Below are 20,327 nucleotides of genomic sequence, written 5' to 3'. Positions count from 1 at the left end.
TGCGTCATGCTGCCGTGTTCGACAGTGGCCGCGTCACCGGCTGTTCGTTCTCGTGGTGATAGCGGCCCGTATGCAGCGACGAGGGGCCGAGCCGCGCGTACTTGAACATCAGCATGATCTCGATGACGAACAGCGCCGTGTAGAACAGCACGAAGCCGCCGATGCTCAGATACAGATCGCGCGGCGTCAGCGTCGACACGGCCAGGTTGGTCGGCAGAATGCCCGCGATGCTCCACGGCTGGCGGCCCATTTCGGCGACGATCCAGCCGAGCTCGGCGGCGAGCCACGGCAGCGGAATCGCTATGACCGCCCAGCGCAGGAACCAACGGCGCTTTTCGAGCAGCAGCGTGCGCTGCGCGCAGAACCAGAATGCGAGCACGAAGGTCGCGAGGAACAGCAGCCCAAGGCCGACCATCATGCGAAACGAGAAGAACAGCGGCAGCACCGGCGGAACCGTGGCTCTTGCCGCGGCGGCGATCTGGACTGGCGTCGCGTCGGTGACGTTCGGCGTGAACTGCTTGAGCAGCAGGGCGTAGCCGAGATCGTCCTTGTACTTGTCGAAGGCGGCATGCGCCTCGTCGCTGGAGTCGCCGCCCTTCAACCGCTGCAACGCCGAATAGGCGAGCATGCCGTCCTTGATGCGACCTTCGTTTTCGGCGATCAGGTCGCGCAGGCCGACCACGGGTTCGTTGAGCGAGCGGGTGGCGATGATGCCGAGCGCGTACGGCACACGGATCGCGTAGTCGGTGCGTTGCTCCTTTTGGTTTGGAATACCGAATACCGTGAACGGTGCCGGCGCGGGCGCGGTCTCCCATTCGGATTCGATCGCGGCGAGCTTGATCTGCTGGACTTCACCGGTGCGATAGCCGGATTCGTCGCCGAGCACGATCACGCACAGTGCCGACGCGAGGCCGAAGCCGGCGGCGATTGCGAACGAGCGCAGCGCGAACTCGGTGTCGCGGCGCTTCAACAGATACCACGACGACACGCCGAGCACGAACATCGCCGCGGTCACATAGCCGGCCGACACCGTATGCACGAACTTCACCTGCGCGACCGGATTGAAGATCACCGCGCCGATGCTGTCGAGCTCCATGCGCATCGTCTGGTAGTTGAACTTCGCGCCGACCGGATTATTCATCCAGCCGTTGGCAATCAGAATCCATAGCGCCGACAGGTTCGAACCGAGCGCGACACAGAACGTGACAATCAGATGCTGGACTTTTGACAATCTGTTCCAGCCGAAGAAGAACAGACCGACGAACGTCGATTCGAGGAAGAACGCCATCAGCCCTTCGACGGCTAGCGGCACACCGAAAATGTCGCCGACATAATGCGAGTAATAAGCCCAGTTGGTGCCGAACTGAAACTCGAGCGTGAGGCCGGTCGCGACGCCCATCGCAAAGTTGATGCCGAACAGCTTGCCCCAGAACTGCGTCATGTCCTTGTAGATCTGCTTGCCGGTCATCACATAGACCGACTCCATGATGACGAGCAGCCAGGCGAGGCCGAGCGTCAGCGGCACGAACAGAAAGTGATAAAGCGCCGTGATGGCGAACTGGAGCCGCGACAGTTCTACGACTTCGCTAACGGGCATGTTGATCACCTCGAGACGGATGCGGGACGGGCACCGACAGCAGCGCCTGCGCGACCTGCTCAGGCGGCAGCATCATGTGCTCCGCCTGTGGATGATTGAAGAATGTGAACTTGAGCGCCATCAGCAGTGTGAACTTGATGGCGAGGATGATGGCGATATCGCGCGCGAGCGTTGGACCGCGTACCCACCTGGTGAACCGGCCGCGCCAGCGCGACCGGACAGAGCTGCTGCGATTCAGGGCTATGGTCATGATCGGTCGAAGACGACTTCACGCCGGTGAGCCGGCTGGATCCAGACCGCGCTGGCCGTCAGGCAGTCTGGCGAATGCATGCCGATTGTAGGAGGTGAGCCTCGCGCGCTCCAGTTTAGCCATGCGGCGTCACATCGCAAAACTTGCCGCGTTCACGCAGTATTGCTACCGGATTCTCGATACGTCAAGAAAGGCTTACCGGCCTCGCCTGGGTAACTCGCGGGTCGGCCGACGTGAATGCGCGGCCGCGCGGACCAAAGAGTGGACGAAACGAATAAAAAACCCCGCCGTCTTGCGAGGGCGGGGCTTTGAGCGCCATTTACGCGCGCATGGCTTCGACGCTTTATGCGTATTCGGTCAGCGCGCCGCGCATTTTCTTCATCGCGCTGGCTTCGATCTGGCGGATACGTTCGGCCGATACGCCGAATTCGTCGGCCAGCTCATGCAACGTCGAGCCGCCCGAGCCGTCGTCAGCCACCTTCAGCCAGCGCGCTTCAATGATGCGGCGGCTGCGCGGATCAAGCGCATCGAGCGCGCTTGCGATGCCGTCGCTTTGCAGCCGGTCGCGCTGGCGCGAAGCCAGCACGGCGGTCGGCTCGCTGTGCGAGTCGGCCAGATAGGCGATCGGCGCATACGACTCTTCACCGTCTTCGACCTGACCTTCGAGCGCGATGTCGCCGCCCGACAGACGCGTTTCCATCTCCGCGACCTCTTCGCGCTTCACGTTCAATTCCTTGGCGAGACCCTCGATCTCGTCCGGCGTGAACGCGCCGAGACCTTGCTTGTGGCTGCGCAGGTTGAAGAACAGCTTGCGCTGCGCTTTGGTGGTGGCGACCTTCACCATGCGCCAGTTGCGCAGGATGTATTCGTGGATCTCGGCCTTGATCCAGTGCATCGCGTACGACACGAGGCGCACGTTTTGCTCGGGATCGAAGCGCTTGACCGCTTTCATCAGGCCGATGTTGCCTTCCTGGATCAGGTCGGCGTGCGGCAGCCCGTAACCGAGGTAGTTACGCGCGATGGACACGACGAGTCGCAGGTGCGACAGAACGAGGCGGCGCGCCGCCTCCAGATTGTCGTGTTCGCGCAATTCGGTGGCGAACTGGCGTTCTTCCGCCGGCGTCAGCATCGGGATCCGGTTGACCGCCTGGATGTAGGCGTCGATGTTGCCCAGTTGGCCGGACAGCAGCGAGGAATGCGAGAGCGCCAGTGCACCTGCCGAAGCGGCCTTAGCCGACGACGGGCTCAAAGTACTCGGAAGGGTCATTGCATGGCTCACGTGTGAAGCTCCTTTGGAATCAGACAATAGCGTACTCAGTAAACGACTCCAGCGTTGGATGTTAGCACTCTGATCTGCCGAGTGCTAATACTTAGAGGTCGCAGGGGTATCCAAGTTCCCGGAAATCCTATTGACTTTCGTATTTTGATAGCCATCATACGCTCTATTCGGTCTGCCTGTTTGATCTGTAAAAATGAGCACCTCGGGCCGCCATCACGCTAATAATCGACTTACGTTTGCTCGCTTCCAAGCGGTTAATTTCATGAAAATCAGCGTTGTTCGTGTCTTGAACGCTGCTCAGCTTGCGCCAAAAATAAAGGAAGCAGTCGCTTAATACGCGCCAGGAGTGAAGGCCGGATTATCCGCGAGGCAGACCACACGTCGCCGGCTATCGCTTCCAGCAAGCTTCAATGGCGGTATCAAAGAGCCGAATCCTGGTATAAATTTCAGCCAGCTATATTTGCAATATCACTTCTGACCGTGGCCGCCTGCGGCTCGCGGTGTGCGAGGGTCTCTGCAATGGCGGCAAAGATGATCGAGGCGATCCGCGGGCTCGAGCGAGAGCGTTTTCGCGCGATGGTCGACGGCGATGGGCAGTCGCTCGACACGCTGCTCGCGGACAATGTGAGCTACGTCCATACGAACGGCAAGCGGGAGACGAAACGGCAGTTCATCGACGGGATCATCGCGGGGCGCCGCCGTTATCGGCAGATCGAAGTGCAGTCGCAGGACGTGTTGCCGGCCGGGCGGGAGACCTACGTGGTCACGGGCCGCGCGCTGATCGAGATGGAGGCGAACAACGGCGCGCTACTGTTTCCGATTGCCTATACCGCGATCCATACGCACGAAGACGGGCAGTGGCGGCTGATCGCATGGCAGGCGACGCGTTGCGCGCTGGAGTGAGATTTTCCTGACGCGGGCGCGCGTCGCGAGCGCGTCCGCGGCGGCAGCGGAATCGGGGTGCGCACTCCGCCGCTGAAGGCTCAACGCTCAGTTCAGACTCAGTCCAGATTTGCGCGCTCACGCCGCTCACGCATTCGTCAGCTTTGTCGCGCCTGTTTGCGGCGGGCTCATCAATGTCCGCATGCGCGTCGCGAGGCTCCCGCACGCCGCGCATCACCAGCTCTCCCGCATACGGATGCCGCGCGGCCACCGGAAGCCGCGTGCAACGCTCCGCCACGCGCCTGACCGTCGTCAGATCCGACAAATCCAGACCGCTGTCGATGCCCATCGCGTCGAGATTCATCGCGAGCGTGACGAGATCGACGTTGCCGGTGCGCTCGCCATTGCCGAACAGACAGAGAACTGCGACGGGGGTGAAGCGAAACTGCGGGAACTACGGGAAGGACCGCCGACGGCAACCGGAGCTGCCAGCGCGCGGCGCTACACGTGACTTACGCCAGGTGTAGCGATAGGGGCCGCGCCAGGCGGCCGGAGATAATTCGGAAGGTGTTCGGAAGGGAATGCATGAGGACAAATGTATGACGGTGTATGTCGGCTTGTCAACCGGCGGGCCGTCAGGCCGCCGTCTTCGCGATATCGACGATCAGCTCGACCTGCCGCTCGATCGCGCCTGGCACCGGCGCTTCGCCGCGCAGCACGGCGTCGATCCAGGCGGCCGTGGTCGCGGCGTCGCGCGCCTCGGGCAGTTCGACTTCGGGCGCATCGGGCGACGAGCGCGCGTGCGGCAGCCGCGTCTCGCAGATGCCGTCATGCAGCCAGTCGACCTGCACCTGGCGGCGCGTATCGGCGACCGCCTCGCCTTCGGTGCCGCGCGCGAGCAGCGCCCCGCCGACGGCCGCATCGGGATGCGTGATGAACAGCTGCGTGAGGCTGTCGCGATACGGCGGATGCGTGTAGTTGACGAGCCGCAGTCCGGCGGGCGCGAAGGGCTGCAGCAGCTTCACGAGCGTATGCGTCGAATTGCGCACGCCCATGCGCCGGCGCAGCGCGAGCAGTCGCGCGAGCTTGGGCGCGAGCACGTCGACCGATGCGAACGCGACGCGGCGCTCGGCGAGTCCCGCTTCGATCTGCGCGCGCGACTGCGCATGGGCGATGCGCAGATGCGTGAAGATTTCCGCGCTCGTCACGCGACCCGGATCGTCGGTGACGCCGTGCACGAGCACGGGCACGCCTTCGCGCGCGAGCAGCAGCGCGAGCAGCGGCACGAGGTTCGGCTGCTTGCGCGCGCCGTTGTACGACGGAATCGATACTGGCCGGAACCGGCCGGGCGGCAGCCGCACCGGCTCGAACGACGTATGCGCGGCGGCCAGCATCGCGGCGAGTTCGTCGGCGGTTTCGCCTTTCACGCGATACGCAAGTAGCACCGCGCCGAGCTCGAGATCGGCGACGCGGCCGTCGAGCATCGCGGTGTAGAGCGCGCGGCTATCGTCGGCGGTCAGCGCGCGGGCGCCGTTCGGGCCGCGGCCGATTTCCTTGATGAATCGGGCGCAGGGGAAGGGGGAAGTGGTATCGGTAGAGTCGGTCATCGGGCGCAAGAGGCGGTGGCGTGCCGCGCTGGGGCGGATCGCTACGCCATTCTGGGAACTGGTCGGTGTGAGTATCGCATCTATGGCGAGCGGGGCGAACAGCAACGAAGCGGGAACTCAGCGACGCGCGACAGTCCGCCTGACACGCACTCGCACGGTGCCGCGCGTTACACTCGATCTTTATCGGCGCGTTGCGGCGTCCATCGGAAACGGAGAACGGGATGAGTTACGTATTTGCACCCTCACCACAGGTCGCGGTGCCGGTCGCGGGGTCGAGCGAGCAGTTCGCGGTGCGGCGCATCTACTGCGTGGGGCGCAACTACGAGGCGCATGCGCGCGAAATGGGCCACGATCCGGACCGCGAGCCGCCGTTCTTCTTCACGAAGCCGGCCGATGCGATCGTCTACGTCGCGCCGGGCACGACCGGCGAATTCCCTTATCCGTCGCAGACGAAGAACGTCCATTTCGAAATGGAAATGGTCGCGGCGATCGGTGAGGGCGGCAAGGACATCCCGGTCGACCGCGCGCTCGGCCACGTGTACGGCTACGCACTCGGTCTCGACATGACGCGCCGCGACCTGCAAGGCGAAGCGAAGAAGATGGGACGTCCGTGGGATACCGGCAAGGGCTTCGATCACTCGGCGCCGCTCGGCCCGATCCATCCGGCCGCGACGGTCGGTCATATCGGCAGGGGCGCGATCTGGCTGTCGGTGAACGGCGAGGACAAGCAGCGCGCGGATGTGTCGCAGCTGATCTGGTCGGTGGCCGAGACGATCGCGTATCTGTCGACGCTGTTCGAACTGCGGGCCGGCGACCTGATTTTCACCGGCACGCCGGAAGGCGTCGGCGCGGTCGTGAAGGGCGACTTGATGAAGGGCGGCGTGGACGGACTCGGCGAGTTCAGCGTGCGCGTCGTCTGAGACGGCTCGCGGGTAGGTGGAGGAGGCAGACAACATGAAGCTCTACAGCTATTTCCGTAGCTCGGCGTCGTATCGCGTGCGCATTGCGCTGAACGTGAAGAACCTGCCGTTCGAGTACGTGCCGGTGCACCTCGTGCGCGAAGGCGGCGAGCAGCTGAAGCCCGAGTATCGCAAGATCAACGCGGACGGTATCGTGCCGACGCTCGCGGACGGCAGCCATTTGCTGCCGCAGTCGCTCGCGATCATCGAGTATCTGGAGGAGACGCATCCCGAGCCGCCGCTGCTGCCCAAGGCGCCGCTCGATCGCGCTTATGTCCGCTCGGTGGCGCTGCAGGTCGCGTGCGAGATTCATCCGCTGAACAATCTGCGCGTGCTGCGGTATCTGAAGCACACGCTGCGAGTCGACGACGACGCGAAGGACGCGTGGTACCGGCACTGGATCGACGCGGGCTTCGCGACGCTGGAGACGCACCTCGCGGGCGACGCGCGCACCGGCAAACTGTGTTTCGGCGACGCACCGACTCTCGCCGACGCGTGCCTGATTCCGCAGGTGTTCAACGCGCAGCGCTTCAAGGTCGACACCGCAAAGTTTCCGACGATCCAGCGCATCTACGATCACGCGATGCAACTCGACGCGTTCGCGCGCGCCGCGCCGGGCGTGCAGCCAGATGCGGAGTGATCGCGTGATCGCGTGACACATCGACTGCGGCTCGAAATGAAAAAAGGGCACTCAACGTAGTGCCCTTTTTCGTTTGTCCGTCGCGATCAGCCGCCCAGCAGCGCGTCCGAAAACTCCTCCGCGCTGAACGGCTGCAGATCTTCGACCTTTTCGCCGACGCCGATGAAATACACCGGAATCGGCCGCTGCCGCGCGATCGCCGCGAGAATGCCGCCCTTCGCGGTGCCGTCGAGCTTGGTGACGATCAGACCGGTGAGGCCCAGCGCGTCGTCGAACGACTTGACCTGGGTGAGCGCGTTCTGACCGGTGTTCGCGTCGATCACGAGCAGCACTTCGTGCGGTGCGCCGTCCTGCGCCTTGCCGATCACGCGCTTCACCTTGCGCAGTTCTTCCATCAGATGCAGCTGCGTGGGCAGGCGGCCGGCCGTGTCGGCCATCATCACGTCGATCTTGCGCGCGCGCGCGGCGCCCACCGCGTCGAAGATCACTGCGGCAGGATCGCCGCTTTCCTGCGCGACCACGGTTACATTGTTGCGCTGGCCCCAGATGGCGAGCTGCTCGCGCGCGGCGGCGCGGAACGTGTCGCCGGCGGCGAGCAGCACCGACTGGTCGAAGCTCTGCAGATGCTTGGCGAGCTTGCCGATGCTCGTGGTTTTGCCCGCGCCATTGACGCCGGCGATCATCATCACCAGCGGCTGCGCGCGGCCGAGCATCAGCGATTTCTCAAGCGGCTTCAGCAACTCGACGAGCAGCGTGCGCAGCGCGATTTTCACCTGCTGCGGGTCCGTCAGGCGTTCGCTGCGCACTTTCTCCCGCAGCGATTCGAGCAGGAATTCGGTCGCCTCAACGCCGGCGTCCGACATCAGCAGCGCGGTTTCGAGTTCCTCGTACAGGTCCTCGTCGATCTTGGCGCCGACGAAAATGCCGGTCAGGTTCGAACTGGTTTTCGCGAGTCCGGTCTTCAGGCGCGTGAGCCACGAGCGCTTCGCACCGGCGTCCTGCATGGGCGGCGGAACGATTTCGACGGTGTCGAGCGCGGCGTCTTGCGGCTCGGGCTGCGGCTCGATGATGGTCGTGGCCACCACAGGCGGAGCGGCGGCCGCGCCACGCTCGACGGGTTGGACGGGTTGGACGGGCGCAACCGGCTCGACGGGCGCAGCCTCGGCCTCGGGCGTCGCGCCGTCTTGCGCCGCCAGCGATTCGTCTGCGGCGGTATCGGACTCTTTTGAGCCCTTGAATCGTTTGAAAAAGCTGAACATGATCTGACGTATTGGAGGACGCGCCGATGGGCGCAGCCGGCACGGGACCGGCGAAGCGGTGGGCAGCGCCGGAATGCGAAAAGCCGGGGCGCTGGCAGCCGCACATTTTATCAGGCGTGCCGCGGCGCGTCGTATCGGCCGCTCGGCCAGGCTGGACGCGCGCCGCCCCTGTGGTAACGTGGGTGCTCCGGTCCGCGCGCATTGGCGCCGCGGGCGTATTCATCACTCAGCTGAAACTGCACGATACCGCATGCCTCGTTTAGCACCTTCACGCGCTGCTGGCGCTTCGTCCAAAAGCGGCAAGCCGCATGCCATTCGCATCATCGGCGGCGACTGGAAACGCACGCCGCTGCCCGTGCTCGATCTGGACGGTTTGCGCCCGACCCCCGACCGCGTCCGCGAAACGCTGTTCAACTGGCTCGGCCAGCGTCTGGACGGCCAACACTGCCTCGATCTGTTCGCCGGTAGCGGCGCGCTCGGCTTCGAAGCCGCGTCTCGCGGCGCGGCTCGCGTGCTGATGGTGGAGCGCCATGCGCGCGCCGCCGCCCAGTTGCGCGCGAACCAGCAGCGGCTCGATGCACGCATGATCGAAATCGCCGAGGCGGACGGCTTGCGTCTTGCGGCGAGTCTTGCGCCCGCCTCGTTCGACGTCGTGTTCATCGATCCGCCGTTCGATGCCCACCTGCTCGGCAAGGCGCTCGCGGTGGCCGTGCCGCTGGTGCGCGCCGACGGCTATCTTTATGTCGAGGCCGGTGAAGCGCTCGAACCGGCCGCTCACGAGCCGCTCACGGGCTGGGAGGTCGTGCGGGAGGACAAAGCGGGCGCTGTGCACTTTCATTTGCTGCAGCGCGAAAATAAGGAATAATGCGCGTTCCAAAAAAGGGCCGGGCGGTTTATCGTCATCCGGGCCGGTGCCAGATGCGTCGCGTGGACGCTTGGACGTGCCCTTTTGTCTGAAAAGAGGAGAAGTCTCATGGTAGTCGCCGTGTACCCGGGCACGTTCGACCCGCTGACGCGCGGTCACGAAGACCTCGTTCGGCGCGCGTCGAGCATTTTCGACACGCTGGTGGTGGGTGTGGCGGACAGCCGTGCCAAGAAGCCGTTTTTCACTCTCCAGGAGCGCCTCGCGATTGCGCATGAAGTGCTCGGCCACTACCCGAACGTCCAGGTAATGAGCTTCAAGGGATTGCTCAAGGACTTCGTGCGGACCAACAACGCGCGGGTGATCGTCAGGGGTCTTCGCGCGGTGTCGGACTTCGAATACGAGTTCCAGATGGCCGGCATGAACCGCTATCTGCTGCCCGACGTCGAGACGATGTTCATGACGCCGTCCGATCAGTACCAGTTCATCTCGGGCACGATCGTGCGCGAGATCGCGCAATTGGGCGGCGACGTCAGCAAGTTCGTGTTCCCATCGGTCGAAAAATGGCTGAAGGAGAAAGTCGCGTCGCTCGATCCGCAGGATGGCGCTCAAGCGACGTGAGCACGAGTCGCGCGAACGGCCCGTTTTGACGGATCAAAACCGGCCAGGCCCCGGAAAATTCATGGCTGCCGTGGGCACTCGAAGCAGGGCTCGCCGTCGATAACTCGATCCGGTACCCGGGCTAGTTCGGTCGGCTGTACATCGGCGCCATGTACTCGTTCGGTAACAGCGAGAAGATAACCGGCGCCGATGGCTTCTCTGGCGGATCGCTGCTTCGGTGCTGCTATCCACCGCGTGCTATTACGATCACATGCGCAACGGGGCTACGACAAGCGGGATATTGGGCGAGGGCAATCGATATGCCTTTGTCCAATTCGCCGGGTATGAACTGACGAAGTGCACAGAACTTTACGGTACGGTGGATTTCAACAGGATGACAGGTGCCGCGTACGTGGAATTGCCCGGGCCGAGTAACCAGACGGGCGTTGCAATCGGAATGAGGAGCTTTTCTAGTCGGACAGTGCCGGCATAACCGACGCAGAGCAATGTCAGCTACCCTTCGCGGCTTTGGTGAACGCCTCGGCAAGTTTGTCAAAGTGTTTGAGGGCCGCGGGCGTTAGCTCGACCTGTTTGCGGCGAGCGTCTTCAGTGTCGTTGAGAAGGAGCCAGCCCTTTTCGCGCATTGACGTGATACGGGCATGCAAGGTCGCCGGCGATCCGAGCGCGCTTTGCGCCATCATGTCTCGGACCGACAGCCGCTCGTTTTTTTGCCTCACGCGAGCAACGAATTCCAGGATTCTTTCTTCGAGGGGATCGAGCGCGGGAAGTGAGGGAAGACCTCGCAGTGCTTCGGTCAGTTGAAGAAATCGAAGATAGATATCAGCAGGGCGGGTCATGACCATCGCTCCAACGAAAACGCCGCTAACCCGAGCGCGGAAAGCGAACCGTGATGCTGCCCAGCGACAACCGGGCTCACCTATTTTATCTCCATGTCTAGCTTACGTTTACGTTTCCTCTCGGTCGTGGGCACGGCCATCGTGTTCGTGTTGTCGCTGTGGATCAACCAGGAAGTCTTCACGCATACCGAGTTCGTCCGGGGCGTGAACTGGATCTACCTGCCGTCAGGCGTCAGACTGCTGAGCACCCTGCTTTTGGGCGGTGATGGCGCAATCGGCTTGCTATTGGCGAGCTGGCTCGTCGACTTTTTCTACTTCTTCCCGCACGACCCTGTTCGATCAATCGCCGGCGGAATCATCGCCACCGTGGCGCCGTACGCGGTGTATCGCCTCGCAAGGGAGTGGTATGGATTGAATGCTTTGCTGACCAACCTCACCGCGAAGCGACTACTCGTACTGGCGCTCGCGTATTCGATCGCGAATCCGCTGTTACATCACATCTGGTTCGCGTTGCAGGGAAACACACACGAGCTTGTCCAAAGCTTCTTCCTGATGTGTGCCGGCGATCTGTCCGGCGCGCTCATCATGCTGTACGTCGTGAAGGGCGTCCTCGCGCTGCTGCCGACGCAAGGAACTTCGCGCGCCTGAGTCTGGCGTCGGCTTTTGCCGCCAGATTGGCGCTGACGGACCGTGGGTCGATGATCGGCTTGCCGAGCGTGACGGCTTGATAGGTCACACGTACCTGCACGGCATCACCGCCCTGATTGACGACGGTGCAAAGGGGGCGTGGTGATGAATGGATATGAAAATCGCCTTCGGCGCGTCCTCGCTATCGAACAAGTATCGACGTACTTCTTCCGCTACGCGTGTGCTGCGAAGTTCCAGGATGCTGGCGCGGGATTGCACCAGCGTGCGGCAGGCGGAAAAGCTATAATATGTTGTTTTTTCGACGAAAGTTGGTGGCAGCATGGCTCTGATGATTACCGACGAGTGCATCAATTGCGACGTCTGCGAGCCCGAGTGCCCGAACGACGCGATTTCGATGGGCCCGGACATCTATGTGATCGACCCGAAGAAGTGCACCGAGTGCGTCGGTCATTTTGACGAGCCGCAGTGCATTCAGGTGTGCCCGGTCGAGTGCATCCCGCGTGACCCGAACCACCCGGAAACGCGCGAAGGCTTGATGGCGAAATATCACGCGTTGCAGGCTGCCAAGGGCGCCTGAAGTTCGCGGGTAACGCATAAAAGAAAACGGCGAAGGCTTGCGGGCCTTCGCCGTTTTTTTCGGCGGCGTTTCCGTTATCCGACGTAAGCGCTGAAAATGCCGCGCAGTGCGTCGAGCAGGATGTCGCATTCGGTGTCGGTGCCGACCGAGATCCGCAGATGTTGGTCAATGCGCGGTGCGTTGAAATGCCGCACGAAAATTTCCTTTTCCCGCAGCCGCGACGCGAGCGTCGCCGCGTCGTAGCCTTCATGCCGCGCGAACAGCAGATTCGCGGCCGACGGTACCACCTCAAAGCCGAGCGCGGTCAATTCCGCGGCGAGCCGTTCGCGGCTCGCGATCACTTTCGCGCAGCATTCGCGAAACCACGCGTCGTCTTCGTAGGCTGCGGTAGCCGCGGCTTGCGCGAGCCGGTCGAGTGGGTACGAATTGAAGCTGTCCTTCACGCGATTGAGCGCATCGATCAGCGCCGCGTCGCCAAACGCAAAGCCGACGCGCATGCCAGCGAGTGAACGCGACTTCGACACCGTCTGCACGACGAGCAGATTCGGATAGCGGTCGATCAGCGCAATCGCCGACTCGGCGCCGAAGTCGACATAGGCTTCGTCGATGACCACGACCGAATCAGGATGGCTCGCGACGAGGCGTTCGATTTCCGCGAGCGGCAGCGGACGGCCGGTCGGCGCGTTCGGATTCGGAAACAGGATGCCGCCATTCGGCACCGCGTAGTCGTTAATGTTGATCGCGAAGCGGTCGTCGAGCGGAACGGTGCGGTAGTCGACTTCGAACAGCTTCGCGTAGGTCGGATAGAAGCTGTAGGTGATGTCGGGAAACAGCAGCGGCTCGTCATGCTTGAGCAAAGCCTGGAACGTCAGCGCGAGCACTTCGTCCGAGCCGTTGCCCGCGAATACCTGATCGGCGCGGATGCCGTGATACGCGGCCACCGTTTCGCGCAGCTTGCGCGCGCTCGGATCGGGATAGCGGCGAAGTGCGTCGGCCGTGTCACCGAGCTCGCGGTGGATCGCGTCGAGCACGCGTGGCGACGGCGGATACGGATTCTCGTTGGTGTTCAGCTTCACCGGATGCGCGAGCGCGGGCTGCTCGCCCGGCACATACGGCGTCAGACGGTGAACGATGTCGCTCCAGTAGCGGCTCAAGCGATTCTCCTCGCGAGGTCGATTGCGGATCTCGATGAATGCGGCGCGCGTCAGCTGTTGTTGCGATGCAGTTGCATCATCGCGCGTTCCAGCTCGCCCTTGATGACCTGCGGCATCACCGCGAGCGCACGCTCGATCGACGCATCGATCACCTCCTGCTCTTCGCGCCGCGGCGGCTTTAGTACGTAGTTCGCAACGTCCGGCTTCGCGCCGGCGCGCGCGCTCTCGGGAATCAGATCGCGCGGATGGCCGATGCCGATCCGCAGCCGCCAGTATTGCTGGGACGACAGATGCGCGCTGATGTCCTTGAGCCCGTTATGCCCGCCGCTGCCACCGCCGAGCTTCAGCTTGACGCTGCCGGGTGGCATGTCGAGCTCGTCGTGCGCGACGAGGATCTCGTCGGGAAGGATCTTGAAGAATTGCGCGAGCGCGACGACCGATTGGCCAGAGCGGTTCATATAGGTCTGCGGCTCGAGCAGATGCACTTCCTCGCCATGCAGCCGCGCCTTCGCGTAGAAGCCGTGAAAGCGTCGCTCGTCGCGCAGCGTCGTGCCTGACTCCCGCGCGAGTTGATCGACCAGCCAGAAGCCGGCGTTGTGACGCGTCGCGGTGTATTCGGCGCCCGGATTGCCGAGCCCGACGATCAGCTTGATCATGATTGCGTGAGTCCACCAGGTCTGGAAGTGAAACAGCAGCCGGACTAAAAAGCCGAAAAAAAACCCGCCAGGGCGAACCTCGGCGGGTCACATCGACCGTTTCATCGGAAACGGATCGAGAGGATTGCTTGCTTCGAACCGGAAGGCTCTCAAGCAGCCGGCGTTTCGCCGCCTTCAGCAGCAGCCGCGTCTTCAGCGATTGCGCCAGCCGGAATCGTTGCAGCAGCGACCACCGGGTTTTCCGCGTCGACGTGGGCGACGAGCGCCACACCTGCCGGCAACGGGATGTCCTTCGCGTGAACCGATTGACCTGCTTCGATCTTCGCGAGGTCGACTTCGATGAATTCCGGCAGCGCCGACGGCAAGCACTCGATTTCGATTTCGTTGATGATGTGCGAAATCACCGCGCTCGACAGCTTCACTGCAGGGTTGATTTCCTGGTTCAAGAAGTGCAGCGGCACCTTGGTGTGCAGCTTCTTCGTCGCGTCGACCCGCTGAAAGTCCACGTGCAGCACGAGCTGACGGAACGGGTGGTATTGCACGTCGCGCAGCAGAACCTGTTGCGACTTGCCGGCCACTTCCAGATCGAGGATCGACGAGTGGAAAACTTCTTTCTTCAGCGCGTGCCACAGGGCGTTGTGATCGAGTTCGATCAGTTGCGTGTCAGCACCGGCGCCATAAACGATACCCGGGGTCTTGCCCGAGTTACGCAGGCGGCGGCTCGCACCCGTACCTTGCAGGGAACGCTCGAAAGCGACTACTTTCATGTTGAATCTCCAATGCACTGCCCGCGACCAGGCAGCAAAAACAAGGCCTCGAAGCCGTAATGGCTGAGGCCCGGGATAGCGGCACGAACCTTCGTTCGTTCATGCCGATTGTGCAAAAACGCCGCGTGTCGCACGAAGCGGTACGCGGCATCTTCACAAATGCTTAACTTTCAGCGAACAGCGACATCACCGAATCGCCGCGGCGGATGCGCGAGAACGTTTCGGCTAGCAGGCCGGCGCTCGTCAGCGAACGGATCTTCGCGCACGAACGGGCTTCTTCGCCGAGCGGGATCGTGTCCGTGACCACGAGTTCGTCGAGTGCGGAAGCGGCGATGCGCTCGCCCGCGCCGCCCGACAGAACCGGGTGGGTAGCGTACGCGAACACCTGCTTCGCGCCACGCTCCTTCAGAACCTGCGCGGCCTTGCACAGCGTGCCTGCCGTGTCGACCATGTCGTCCATGATCACGCAGGTGCGGCCTTCGACTTCACCGATGATGTTCATCACTTCGGCGACGTTCGCCTTCGGGCGACGCTTGTCGATGATCGCGAGATCGCAATTGAGCTGCTTCGCCAATGCACGGGCGCGCACCACGCCGCCGACGTCCGGCGAAACGACCAGCAGGTTCTCGTAGTTCTGCTTGCGCAGATCGCCAAGCAACACGGGCGTTGCGTAGATGTTGTCGACCGGGATGTCGAAGAAGCCTTGAATCTGGTCGGCGTGCAGATCCATCGTGATGATCCGCTCGACGCCGGCGATTTCCAGCATGTTAGCCACGACCTTCGCCGAAATGGCGACGCGCGCCGAGCGCGGGCGACGATCCTGACGGGCATAACCGAAGTAGGGGATGGCTGCGGTGATCCGGCCTGCGGATGCGCGTTTGAGCGCATCGACCATGATCATCAGTTCCATCAGATTGTCGTTCGTCGGTGCACACGTGGATTGCAGGACGAAGACATCCTTGCCGCGCACGTTTTCCTGAATCTCAACCTGGATTTCACCGTCCGAGAAACGGCTAACCATTGCTTTGCCGAGGGGAATACCGAGGTTTTTGACGACTTCCTGAGCAAGCGCGGGATTTGCGTTGCCAGTAAAAACCATCAGGCCGTCATGGCTGCTCATCGTGCACCTACTTCAGGCTGGGGGCGGGAGAAATGCGAACTACAGCGAACTACGAGAATTTTTGGCAGGGGAGAAAGGATTCGAACCTTTGCATGCCGGAATCAAAATCCGGTGCCTTAACCAGCTTGGCGACTCCCCTACACTGACTTTGAGCTCCGCCGAACGTGGAGTTTCGTTCGACGATGCAAAACTTATGACGCGAAAGCAAAGAGTGGATGCAAATCCAGGCCCGCTGCTACTGCACTGTTCCAATCGCCGGGCAGTTTGGCTTGCGCCGCTTCTGCTTCAGCTTTACTACGGAACGCTGCAAAAACACTTGCACCTGATCCGGACATCCGCGCTGGAGCGATGTTTTCAAACCACCGCAACACTTGCGCCACCTCCGCGTACTTTCCTACGACAACCTGCTGCATGTCATTCCGGCCGAAGCTTTCTGGCCATTCAGTGTTGCAGCTATGTTCTGCAGGAAAGTCCGTAATTATGAGAGGCTTTGTATCGCTTGTCAACGCTTTCTGGGAAAAAATCGCTGCAGTTGGAACCTGCACCCTCGGCGTCACAACCAGGAAGTAACGCGGCGGCAATTGTACAACGTCTAAAGATTCTCCGACACCCTCTGCGAACGCATTTCTTCCAAATACAAAGAAAGGTACGTCCGCGCCGAGCTTCAACGCGAGATCCTGCAATTCCTGGCGCGGCAGATTGAGCTTCCACAAGCGATTGAGCGCGAGCAGCGTCGTCGCCGCGTCGGAGCTGCCGCCGCCGAGACCCGCGCCCATCGGCAGGCGCTTGTCGATTTCGATATCGACGCCTTCGCCGGAGTTCGTATGCGCCTTCAGCAACGTCGCGGCACGCACGGTCAGGTCGTGCTCGGGCGGGACGTTTGCGATTTCGGTGCGGCGCGTGATGAGACCGTCGTCGCGTCGCGTGAAGTGCAGCGTGTCGCCCCAGTCAAGCAACTGGAAGACCGTTTGCAGCGTGTGATAACCATCCGGCCGACGACCAGTGATGTGCAGGAAGAGATTGAGTTTCGCTGGCGCGAAACAGTCGCGCAGCGAATTGCTTGTTTCGATCATGAGTGAAGGCTACATGCGCCACAGTGGCGCCAAACGGGTAGCAAGGTTACGTGAGCGAATGCCGGGGTAAAAGCCCCACAGCAAAGACGATTCACTGATCCAGTACGAGCTTGATGTCGAGCGGCGGCTCCGAGCGACTCAGATTGAGCCGCTTCACGCCGGTGGCTGGCGCATCGGCATAGGCGAGATAGTCGATCGTCCAGCCGTCCTGGGTGATCTGCTTCAGGCGCGACGGCTGCTCCGGGTCCTTCTCGGTCGTCGCGCGCGACGTCGGCGCCGGCGACGGCTGCAGCCAGTAGCGCAGCCCTTCGACCGGCAGCGTGAAGCCGAGCGCGTTCTGCATTAGTGTCGACACGTTGTCGGCGGTGAGCGGCGGGCGGTTCGGCAACTCGAGCGTGGCCGTAGCCGGCGACGACGTCACGATGGCCAGCGTCTGGCCGAGCGGATTGCGCAATTGCAGTGTGACAGTGTCGCCCGTCTCCTGCCACGAGAAATTGCCGTAGGCGTTACGCTGCTGACCGTTCTGATCGTTGTACTGGATCGCGAAGCGGCCCTGATACGAGCGGCTCGTCTGCGCGGTGACTTCGGTCGCCGCGTTCGACGTGGACGGCCCCTGCGGCTTCACCGACGCGCAGCCGGCCAGCGCGACAACCGCTGCCGCCGCGAGCCCGAGCGCGATGCCGCGTGGCGCCCTGGAAAAAGAAATCAAACGGGAAAGACGCATCAAAGATCGTTTACCTGAAGACGTTGCAACGTTTTGACGAGAGTCTCGTTGTCGGGTTCTAGTTTGCGTGCCTCGCGAAACGCGGCGCGCGCCTGTTCGTGATCGCCGGCCTTCCACAGCACTTCGCCCAGGTGCGCGCCGATTTCGGCGTTCGGCTGGAGGCTGTATGCCTTGCGCAGCAGCTTGATCGCGTCGGTCGTGTTACCCATCCGGTACTTGACCCAGCCGACGCTGTCCATGATGAACGCATCGTTCGGTGCAAGCGCCGAGGCCTTCTCGACCAGTTTATCCGCCTCCGGCAGGCGCTGGTTGCGATCGGCGAGCGAATAGCCGAGCGCGTTATACGCCTGCGGATTGTCCGGCTGCGTCTGGATCAACTTGCGCAACTGCGCTTCCATGACGTCGTAATGGCCGGTTTTCTCGGCGGCCATCGCGTAGTCGTAGGTGAGATCGGGGTCGTCGGGGAAGTTCGCCGTGGCTTGCTGCAGGCGCTGTTCGGCCTCCGGGTAGCGCTTCGCGTCGAACAGGATCGCCGCATCGGTGCGCGCGATCAGCGCCACGTCACGTGGATCAGAGGTCTGCAAATTGGCCAGCAACTGGCGCGCCTCATCGGTCTTGCCCTGTTTCGCAAGCAATTGCGCGCGCGTGATCTGCGCGGCCAGGTATTGCTGACTCGCCGGCGAGATCTTGTTCAGCCAGCCGTCGGCGGCCGCTTCGTTCTTCTGTTCGAGCGCCAGCTGCGCGAGATAGATGTAGGCCTGGCCTGCATCGGCGCCCGGCGTTTTCTCGGCCTGCTGCGCGAACTGCATCAGATAGGTCTGCGCTTCGGCCAGATTCTTCTGCTGGATCTTGATCAGCGCAAGCGCCATCAACGGCGTCAGGTCGTTGGAGTTCGCCTTGCGCATGATCTCGAACTGCTTCTGCGCGTCGTCGAGACGGTCGCTCGCGAGATACATCTGCGCGAGCGCGAGCCGCGCGTCATGCGATTTCGGGTTCTGCTGCACGTACTTTTCGAGCGACGCGATGCCTTCCTTACGCTCTTCCGGGCCCATCTGCGACAGCATCAGCGCGGCCGGCAGATAGTCGGGCTTGATCGCGAGCGCCTGCTCGAGCGACTTGCGCGCTCCCGGCGCGTCGTCGGCCAGCAGCTGCTGGCGCGCGACGGCCAGTTGCGCTTCCGGCCGGTTCATGTCGTTCTTCACCAGCTCCTGCAACACGTGCAGGCCACCGATTCGGTTCGGGCCGCGCGACAGCAGCAGTTGCAGCGCGAGCATAGCGCTGCCGCGATTTTCTTCAGGTACCTTCGCGAGTTCTTGCGACAGGATCGGCGACGCATCATCGGGCTTGCCCGACAGCACGAGCAGGGATGCGTCGAGCTGGGCGGCGCGTTCCGAGCTCGGCGCGTACTGTTGCCACAGTTGCGCGGCGGCCAGTGCGTCCGACGGGCTCTGCGCGGCCAGCGCGATTTCGGTGGCGCGTTGCGCCATGCGCGGGTCGTGCGTATCGCGCGCGAGCGCGAGGTAGGTCTGATAGGCGGGTGCCGGTTGGTCGCGCTGCAGCGCGATTTCGGCGGCCAGCACCTGGAAGACGATCTGGCTCGACAGCGGCACGTCGGGCAGCGACTTTTCCTCTTCAGGCGTTGCCGGGCCCAGCGGGTCCGGCATCGTGACCGACGTGTCGTCGGAATCCGGCGACGGGTCCTGCGCATGCGCGGGCACAGCGGCCAGCGCCCACAATGCAAGCGCGGCTGCACCGAGCATCCGCCGAGCGGAGCCGAGCGGCACGTGGGACACGCGCGCGCGGCGCTTTGAAAGCAGCTTCACGAAGGACACGTTCATGGAAATCCGTTCAATGTTTCAGTCGATTGTAACGCGCTCGCTACAATACGCGCACAACCACTCACGCAAGTAGCAGACCACTCAGCCATGCCAGAGTTGCCAGAAGTCGAGGTTACCCGACGAGGGATCGAACCGTATGTGTCCGGGCGCAAGGTTGAGCGCGTCGACGTGCGCACGACCGCGCTGCGCTGGCCGATTCCGACCGATCTTGCGAAGACCTTGTGCGGCCATGTGGTACGCAAAGTCGAGCGGCGCGGCAAGTATCTGCTGTTCGAAATCGACGCAGGGTGGTTCATCGTGCACCTCGGCATGACGGGCACGTTGCGCGTTCTGCGTCACGTGCCGCATCCGCCGGCCGCGGCGAAGCACGACCATGTCGATTGGATCTTCGATGACTTCATCCTGCGCTATCGTGATCCACGCCGCTTCGGCGCGGTGCTGTGGCATCCGCGCGAAGAAGGCGACATCCTCGACCATCCGCTGCTCGCGAGCCTTGGCGTCGAGCCTTTCTCGCCGGCGTTTTCGGGCGCGCTGATGCATCGGCTGACGCGCGGGCGCAAGGTGTCGGTGAAGCAGGCGCTGCTGGCGGGAGACATCGTGGTCGGCGTGGGCAACATCTACGCGTCGGAAAGTCTCTTTCGTGCGGGCATCCGGCCGACCACCGCGGCGGGCCGTGTGTCGCTCGTGCGTTATGAACTGCTGGCCGATGCCGTGCGCGTAACGCTCGCCGCCGCGATCGACAAGGGCGGCAGCACGCTGCGCGATTTCGTCGGCAGCGACGGCGAGAGCGGCTATTTCCAGCTCGACTACTTCGTCTATGATCGCGCTGGCCTGCCATGCCGCGTATGTGAAACGCCAGTCAAACAGATCGTGCAGGGGCAACGCTCCACATACTTCTGTCCCACCTGCCAGCGCTAGATTCTCGATGCCTTCCCGCCCGACTCCAACGACCAGCGCGTCCGATTCCACACCCGCGAT

21 protein-coding genes, 1 tRNA gene and 3 pseudogenes are annotated in these 20,327 nt (G+C 62.8%); 10 read left to right on the top strand and 15 right to left on the bottom strand.

All coding sequences use genetic code 11. From position 1 onward, the window contains the following. Window positions 1-4 precede the first annotated feature (4 nt). The 3 genes from F6X42_RS09790 to rpoH form a co-directional block, all read right to left on the bottom strand. Entirely contained in the window at window positions 5-1,597 is a 1,593-nt protein-coding gene (locus F6X42_RS09790; RefSeq protein WP_187634008.1) for a cytochrome ubiquinol oxidase subunit I, read from the bottom strand. After that, on the bottom strand, window positions 1,587-1,847 hold the full coding sequence (gene cydP / locus F6X42_RS09785; protein WP_187634007.1) for a cytochrome oxidase putative small subunit CydP: 261 nt from the start codon (window positions 1,845-1,847) through the stop codon (window positions 1,587-1,589). The genes F6X42_RS09790 and cydP overlap by 11 nt, the downstream gene beginning before the upstream one ends. Before the next feature lie 343 nt (window positions 1,848-2,190). Then, the gene (gene rpoH, locus F6X42_RS09780; RefSeq protein ID WP_176109632.1) at window positions 2,191-3,126 is read right to left on the bottom strand and encodes an RNA polymerase sigma factor RpoH; all 936 of its coding nucleotides are present in this window, start codon (window positions 3,124-3,126) and stop codon (window positions 2,191-2,193) included. A gap of 383 nt (window positions 3,127-3,509) precedes the next feature. Here rpoH and F6X42_RS09775 point away from each other — a divergent pair. Both F6X42_RS09775 and F6X42_RS09770 read left to right on the top strand, forming a co-directional pair. Beyond that, window positions 3,510-3,604, top strand: a pseudogene (locus tag F6X42_RS09775) (acyloxyacyl hydrolase); the annotation flags it as partial. Between the two features lie 41 nt (window positions 3,605-3,645). Then, complete coding sequence (locus tag F6X42_RS09770; protein ID WP_062125919.1) at window positions 3,646-4,029, top strand: nuclear transport factor 2 family protein; 384 nt, start codon at window positions 3,646-3,648, stop codon at window positions 4,027-4,029. A 214-nt stretch (window positions 4,030-4,243) separates the two neighbouring features. Here F6X42_RS09770 and F6X42_RS09765 read toward each other — a convergent pair. Together F6X42_RS09765 and ybiB are read right to left on the bottom strand one after the other, a co-directional pair. After that, a pseudogene (locus F6X42_RS09765) lies at window positions 4,244-4,426 on the bottom strand (hydroxymethylglutaryl-CoA lyase-like TIM-barrel protein); the annotation flags it as partial. A gap of 217 nt (window positions 4,427-4,643) precedes the next feature. Further along, complete coding sequence (gene ybiB / locus F6X42_RS09760) at window positions 4,644-5,615, bottom strand: DNA-binding protein YbiB (RefSeq protein WP_187634006.1); 972 nt, start codon at window positions 5,613-5,615, stop codon at window positions 4,644-4,646. A 221-nt stretch (window positions 5,616-5,836) separates the two neighbouring features. On the opposite strand from ybiB, the gene F6X42_RS09755 reads away from it, so the two are divergent. Both F6X42_RS09755 and maiA read left to right on the top strand, forming a co-directional pair. Beyond that, the gene (locus F6X42_RS09755) at window positions 5,837-6,535 is read left to right on the top strand and encodes a fumarylacetoacetate hydrolase family protein (protein WP_187634005.1); all 699 of its coding nucleotides are present in this window, start codon (window positions 5,837-5,839) and stop codon (window positions 6,533-6,535) included. Between the two features lie 34 nt (window positions 6,536-6,569). Next, complete coding sequence (maiA, locus tag F6X42_RS09750) at window positions 6,570-7,214, top strand: maleylacetoacetate isomerase (protein ID WP_187634004.1); 645 nt, start codon at window positions 6,570-6,572, stop codon at window positions 7,212-7,214. Window positions 7,215-7,300: 86 nt separating this feature from the next. Here maiA and ftsY read toward each other — a convergent pair whose 3' ends face one another. Next, complete coding sequence (gene ftsY, locus F6X42_RS09745; protein WP_187634003.1) at window positions 7,301-8,473, bottom strand: signal recognition particle-docking protein FtsY; 1,173 nt, start codon at window positions 8,471-8,473, stop codon at window positions 7,301-7,303. A 250-nt stretch (window positions 8,474-8,723) separates the two neighbouring features. Between ftsY and rsmD the strand changes: the two genes are divergently transcribed. The 3 genes and pseudogenes from rsmD to F6X42_RS45855 form a co-directional block, all read left to right on the top strand. Then, window positions 8,724-9,338: a 16S rRNA (guanine(966)-N(2))-methyltransferase RsmD gene (gene rsmD, locus F6X42_RS09740; RefSeq protein WP_187634002.1), complete on the top strand. Its 615-nt coding sequence runs from the start codon at window positions 8,724-8,726 to the stop codon at window positions 9,336-9,338. A gap of 108 nt (window positions 9,339-9,446) precedes the next feature. Beyond that, complete coding sequence (gene coaD, locus F6X42_RS09735; protein WP_027199615.1) at window positions 9,447-9,956, top strand: pantetheine-phosphate adenylyltransferase; 510 nt, start codon at window positions 9,447-9,449, stop codon at window positions 9,954-9,956. A gap of 229 nt (window positions 9,957-10,185) precedes the next feature. Further along, window positions 10,186-10,428: pseudogene (locus F6X42_RS45855) on the top strand (hypothetical protein); the annotation flags it as partial. A 16-nt stretch (window positions 10,429-10,444) separates the two neighbouring features. On the opposite strand, the gene F6X42_RS09730 reads toward F6X42_RS45855, so the two are convergent. Then, window positions 10,445-10,792: a winged helix-turn-helix domain-containing protein gene (locus tag F6X42_RS09730; protein WP_187634001.1), complete on the bottom strand. Its 348-nt coding sequence runs from the start codon at window positions 10,790-10,792 to the stop codon at window positions 10,445-10,447. Window positions 10,793-10,885: 93 nt separating this feature from the next. Here F6X42_RS09730 and F6X42_RS09725 point away from each other — a divergent pair, with 93 nt between their 5' ends. Together F6X42_RS09725 and F6X42_RS09720 are read left to right on the top strand one after the other, a co-directional pair. Next, complete coding sequence (locus tag F6X42_RS09725) at window positions 10,886-11,440, top strand: hypothetical protein (protein WP_187634000.1); 555 nt, start codon at window positions 10,886-10,888, stop codon at window positions 11,438-11,440. A gap of 319 nt (window positions 11,441-11,759) precedes the next feature. Next, on the top strand, window positions 11,760-12,017 hold the full coding sequence (locus F6X42_RS09720; protein WP_187633999.1) for a YfhL family 4Fe-4S dicluster ferredoxin: 258 nt from the start codon (window positions 11,760-11,762) through the stop codon (window positions 12,015-12,017). 74 nt (window positions 12,018-12,091) lie between these two features. Here the strand turns inward: F6X42_RS09720 and hisC are convergent, their stop codons facing one another. From hisC to F6X42_RS09680, 8 genes are all read right to left on the bottom strand, one after another. Next, a complete protein-coding gene (gene hisC, locus F6X42_RS09715) occupies window positions 12,092-13,171 on the bottom strand; it encodes a histidinol-phosphate transaminase (protein ID WP_187633998.1) in 1,080 nt (359 codons plus the stop codon). Window positions 13,172-13,221: 50 nt separating this feature from the next. After that, entirely contained in the window at window positions 13,222-13,827 is a 606-nt protein-coding gene (gene pth, locus F6X42_RS09710) for an aminoacyl-tRNA hydrolase (RefSeq protein WP_187633997.1), read from the bottom strand. A gap of 149 nt (window positions 13,828-13,976) precedes the next feature. Beyond that, complete coding sequence (locus F6X42_RS09705) at window positions 13,977-14,594, bottom strand: 50S ribosomal protein L25/general stress protein Ctc (RefSeq protein WP_187633996.1); 618 nt, start codon at window positions 14,592-14,594, stop codon at window positions 13,977-13,979. Window positions 14,595-14,757: 163 nt separating this feature from the next. Continuing rightward, a complete protein-coding gene (locus F6X42_RS09700) occupies window positions 14,758-15,714 on the bottom strand; it encodes a ribose-phosphate pyrophosphokinase (RefSeq protein WP_062125957.1) in 957 nt (318 codons plus the stop codon). Window positions 15,715-15,776: 62 nt separating this feature from the next. Further along, window positions 15,777-15,853: transfer RNA gene (locus F6X42_RS09695), tRNA-Gln, on the bottom strand. 52 nt (window positions 15,854-15,905) lie between these two features. Next, a complete protein-coding gene (ispE, locus tag F6X42_RS09690; protein WP_187633995.1) occupies window positions 15,906-16,787 on the bottom strand; it encodes a 4-(cytidine 5'-diphospho)-2-C-methyl-D-erythritol kinase in 882 nt (293 codons plus the stop codon). Between the two features lie 91 nt (window positions 16,788-16,878). Then, a complete protein-coding gene (gene lolB, locus F6X42_RS09685) occupies window positions 16,879-17,511 on the bottom strand; it encodes a lipoprotein insertase outer membrane protein LolB (protein ID WP_187633994.1) in 633 nt (210 codons plus the stop codon). Beyond that, window positions 17,511-19,349 (bottom strand): tetratricopeptide repeat protein, encoded by a 1,839-nt coding sequence (locus F6X42_RS09680; protein WP_187633993.1) that lies wholly within the window; start codon window positions 19,347-19,349, stop codon window positions 17,511-17,513. Before F6X42_RS09680 ends, lolB begins: the two co-directional genes overlap by 1 nt. An 87-nt stretch (window positions 19,350-19,436) precedes the next feature. Here F6X42_RS09680 and mutM point away from each other — a divergent pair, with 87 nt between their 5' ends. Then, window positions 19,437-20,267, top strand: coding sequence for a bifunctional DNA-formamidopyrimidine glycosylase/DNA-(apurinic or apyrimidinic site) lyase (mutM, locus tag F6X42_RS09675; protein WP_187633992.1), 831 nt, complete (start codon window positions 19,437-19,439; stop codon window positions 20,265-20,267). The last annotated feature ends 60 nt before the right edge of the window (window positions 20,268-20,327 follow it).

This window comes from Paraburkholderia podalyriae, from assembly GCF_014397785.1.
Classification (GTDB): Bacteria; Pseudomonadota; Gammaproteobacteria; order Burkholderiales; family Burkholderiaceae; genus Paraburkholderia; species Paraburkholderia podalyriae.
This window is presented reverse-complemented; position numbering and strand designations above follow the sequence as displayed.

Coding starts and splice junctions, on each gene's coding strand:
- F6X42_RS09790 (WP_187634008.1), bottom strand. CDS start 1,597: ATGCCCGTTAGCGAAGTCGTAGAACTGTCGCGGCTCCAGTTCGCCATC.
- cydP (WP_187634007.1), bottom strand. CDS start 1,847: ATGACCATAGCCCTGAATCGCAGCAGCTCTGTCCGGTCGCGCTGGCGC.
- F6X42_RS09770 (WP_062125919.1), top strand. CDS start 3,646: ATGGCGGCAAAGATGATCGAGGCGATCCGCGGGCTCGAGCGAGAGCGT.
- ybiB (WP_187634006.1), bottom strand. CDS start 5,615: ATGACCGACTCTACCGATACCACTTCCCCCTTCCCCTGCGCCCGATTC.
- F6X42_RS09755 (WP_187634005.1), top strand. CDS start 5,837: ATGAGTTACGTATTTGCACCCTCACCACAGGTCGCGGTGCCGGTCGCG.
- maiA (WP_187634004.1), top strand. CDS start 6,570: ATGAAGCTCTACAGCTATTTCCGTAGCTCGGCGTCGTATCGCGTGCGC.
- ftsY (WP_187634003.1), bottom strand. CDS start 8,473: ATGTTCAGCTTTTTCAAACGATTCAAGGGCTCAAAAGAGTCCGATACC.
- rsmD (WP_187634002.1), top strand. CDS start 8,724: ATGCCTCGTTTAGCACCTTCACGCGCTGCTGGCGCTTCGTCCAAAAGC.
- coaD (WP_027199615.1), top strand. CDS start 9,447: ATGGTAGTCGCCGTGTACCCGGGCACGTTCGACCCGCTGACGCGCGGT.
- F6X42_RS09730 (WP_187634001.1), bottom strand. CDS start 10,792: ATGACCCGCCCTGCTGATATCTATCTTCGATTTCTTCAACTGACCGAA.
- F6X42_RS09725 (WP_187634000.1), top strand. CDS start 10,886: ATGTCTAGCTTACGTTTACGTTTCCTCTCGGTCGTGGGCACGGCCATC.
- F6X42_RS09720 (WP_187633999.1), top strand. CDS start 11,760: ATGGCTCTGATGATTACCGACGAGTGCATCAATTGCGACGTCTGCGAG.
- pth (WP_187633997.1), bottom strand. CDS start 13,827: ATGATCAAGCTGATCGTCGGGCTCGGCAATCCGGGCGCCGAATACACC.
- F6X42_RS09705 (WP_187633996.1), bottom strand. CDS start 14,594: ATGAAAGTAGTCGCTTTCGAGCGTTCCCTGCAAGGTACGGGTGCGAGC.
- F6X42_RS09700 (WP_062125957.1), bottom strand. CDS start 15,714: ATGAGCAGCCATGACGGCCTGATGGTTTTTACTGGCAACGCAAATCCC.
- ispE (WP_187633995.1), bottom strand. CDS start 16,787: ATGATCGAAACAAGCAATTCGCTGCGCGACTGTTTCGCGCCAGCGAAA.
- lolB (WP_187633994.1), bottom strand. CDS start 17,511: ATGCGTCTTTCCCGTTTGATTTCTTTTTCCAGGGCGCCACGCGGCATC.
- F6X42_RS09680 (WP_187633993.1), bottom strand. CDS start 19,349: ATGAACGTGTCCTTCGTGAAGCTGCTTTCAAAGCGCCGCGCGCGCGTG.
- mutM (WP_187633992.1), top strand. CDS start 19,437: ATGCCAGAGTTGCCAGAAGTCGAGGTTACCCGACGAGGGATCGAACCG.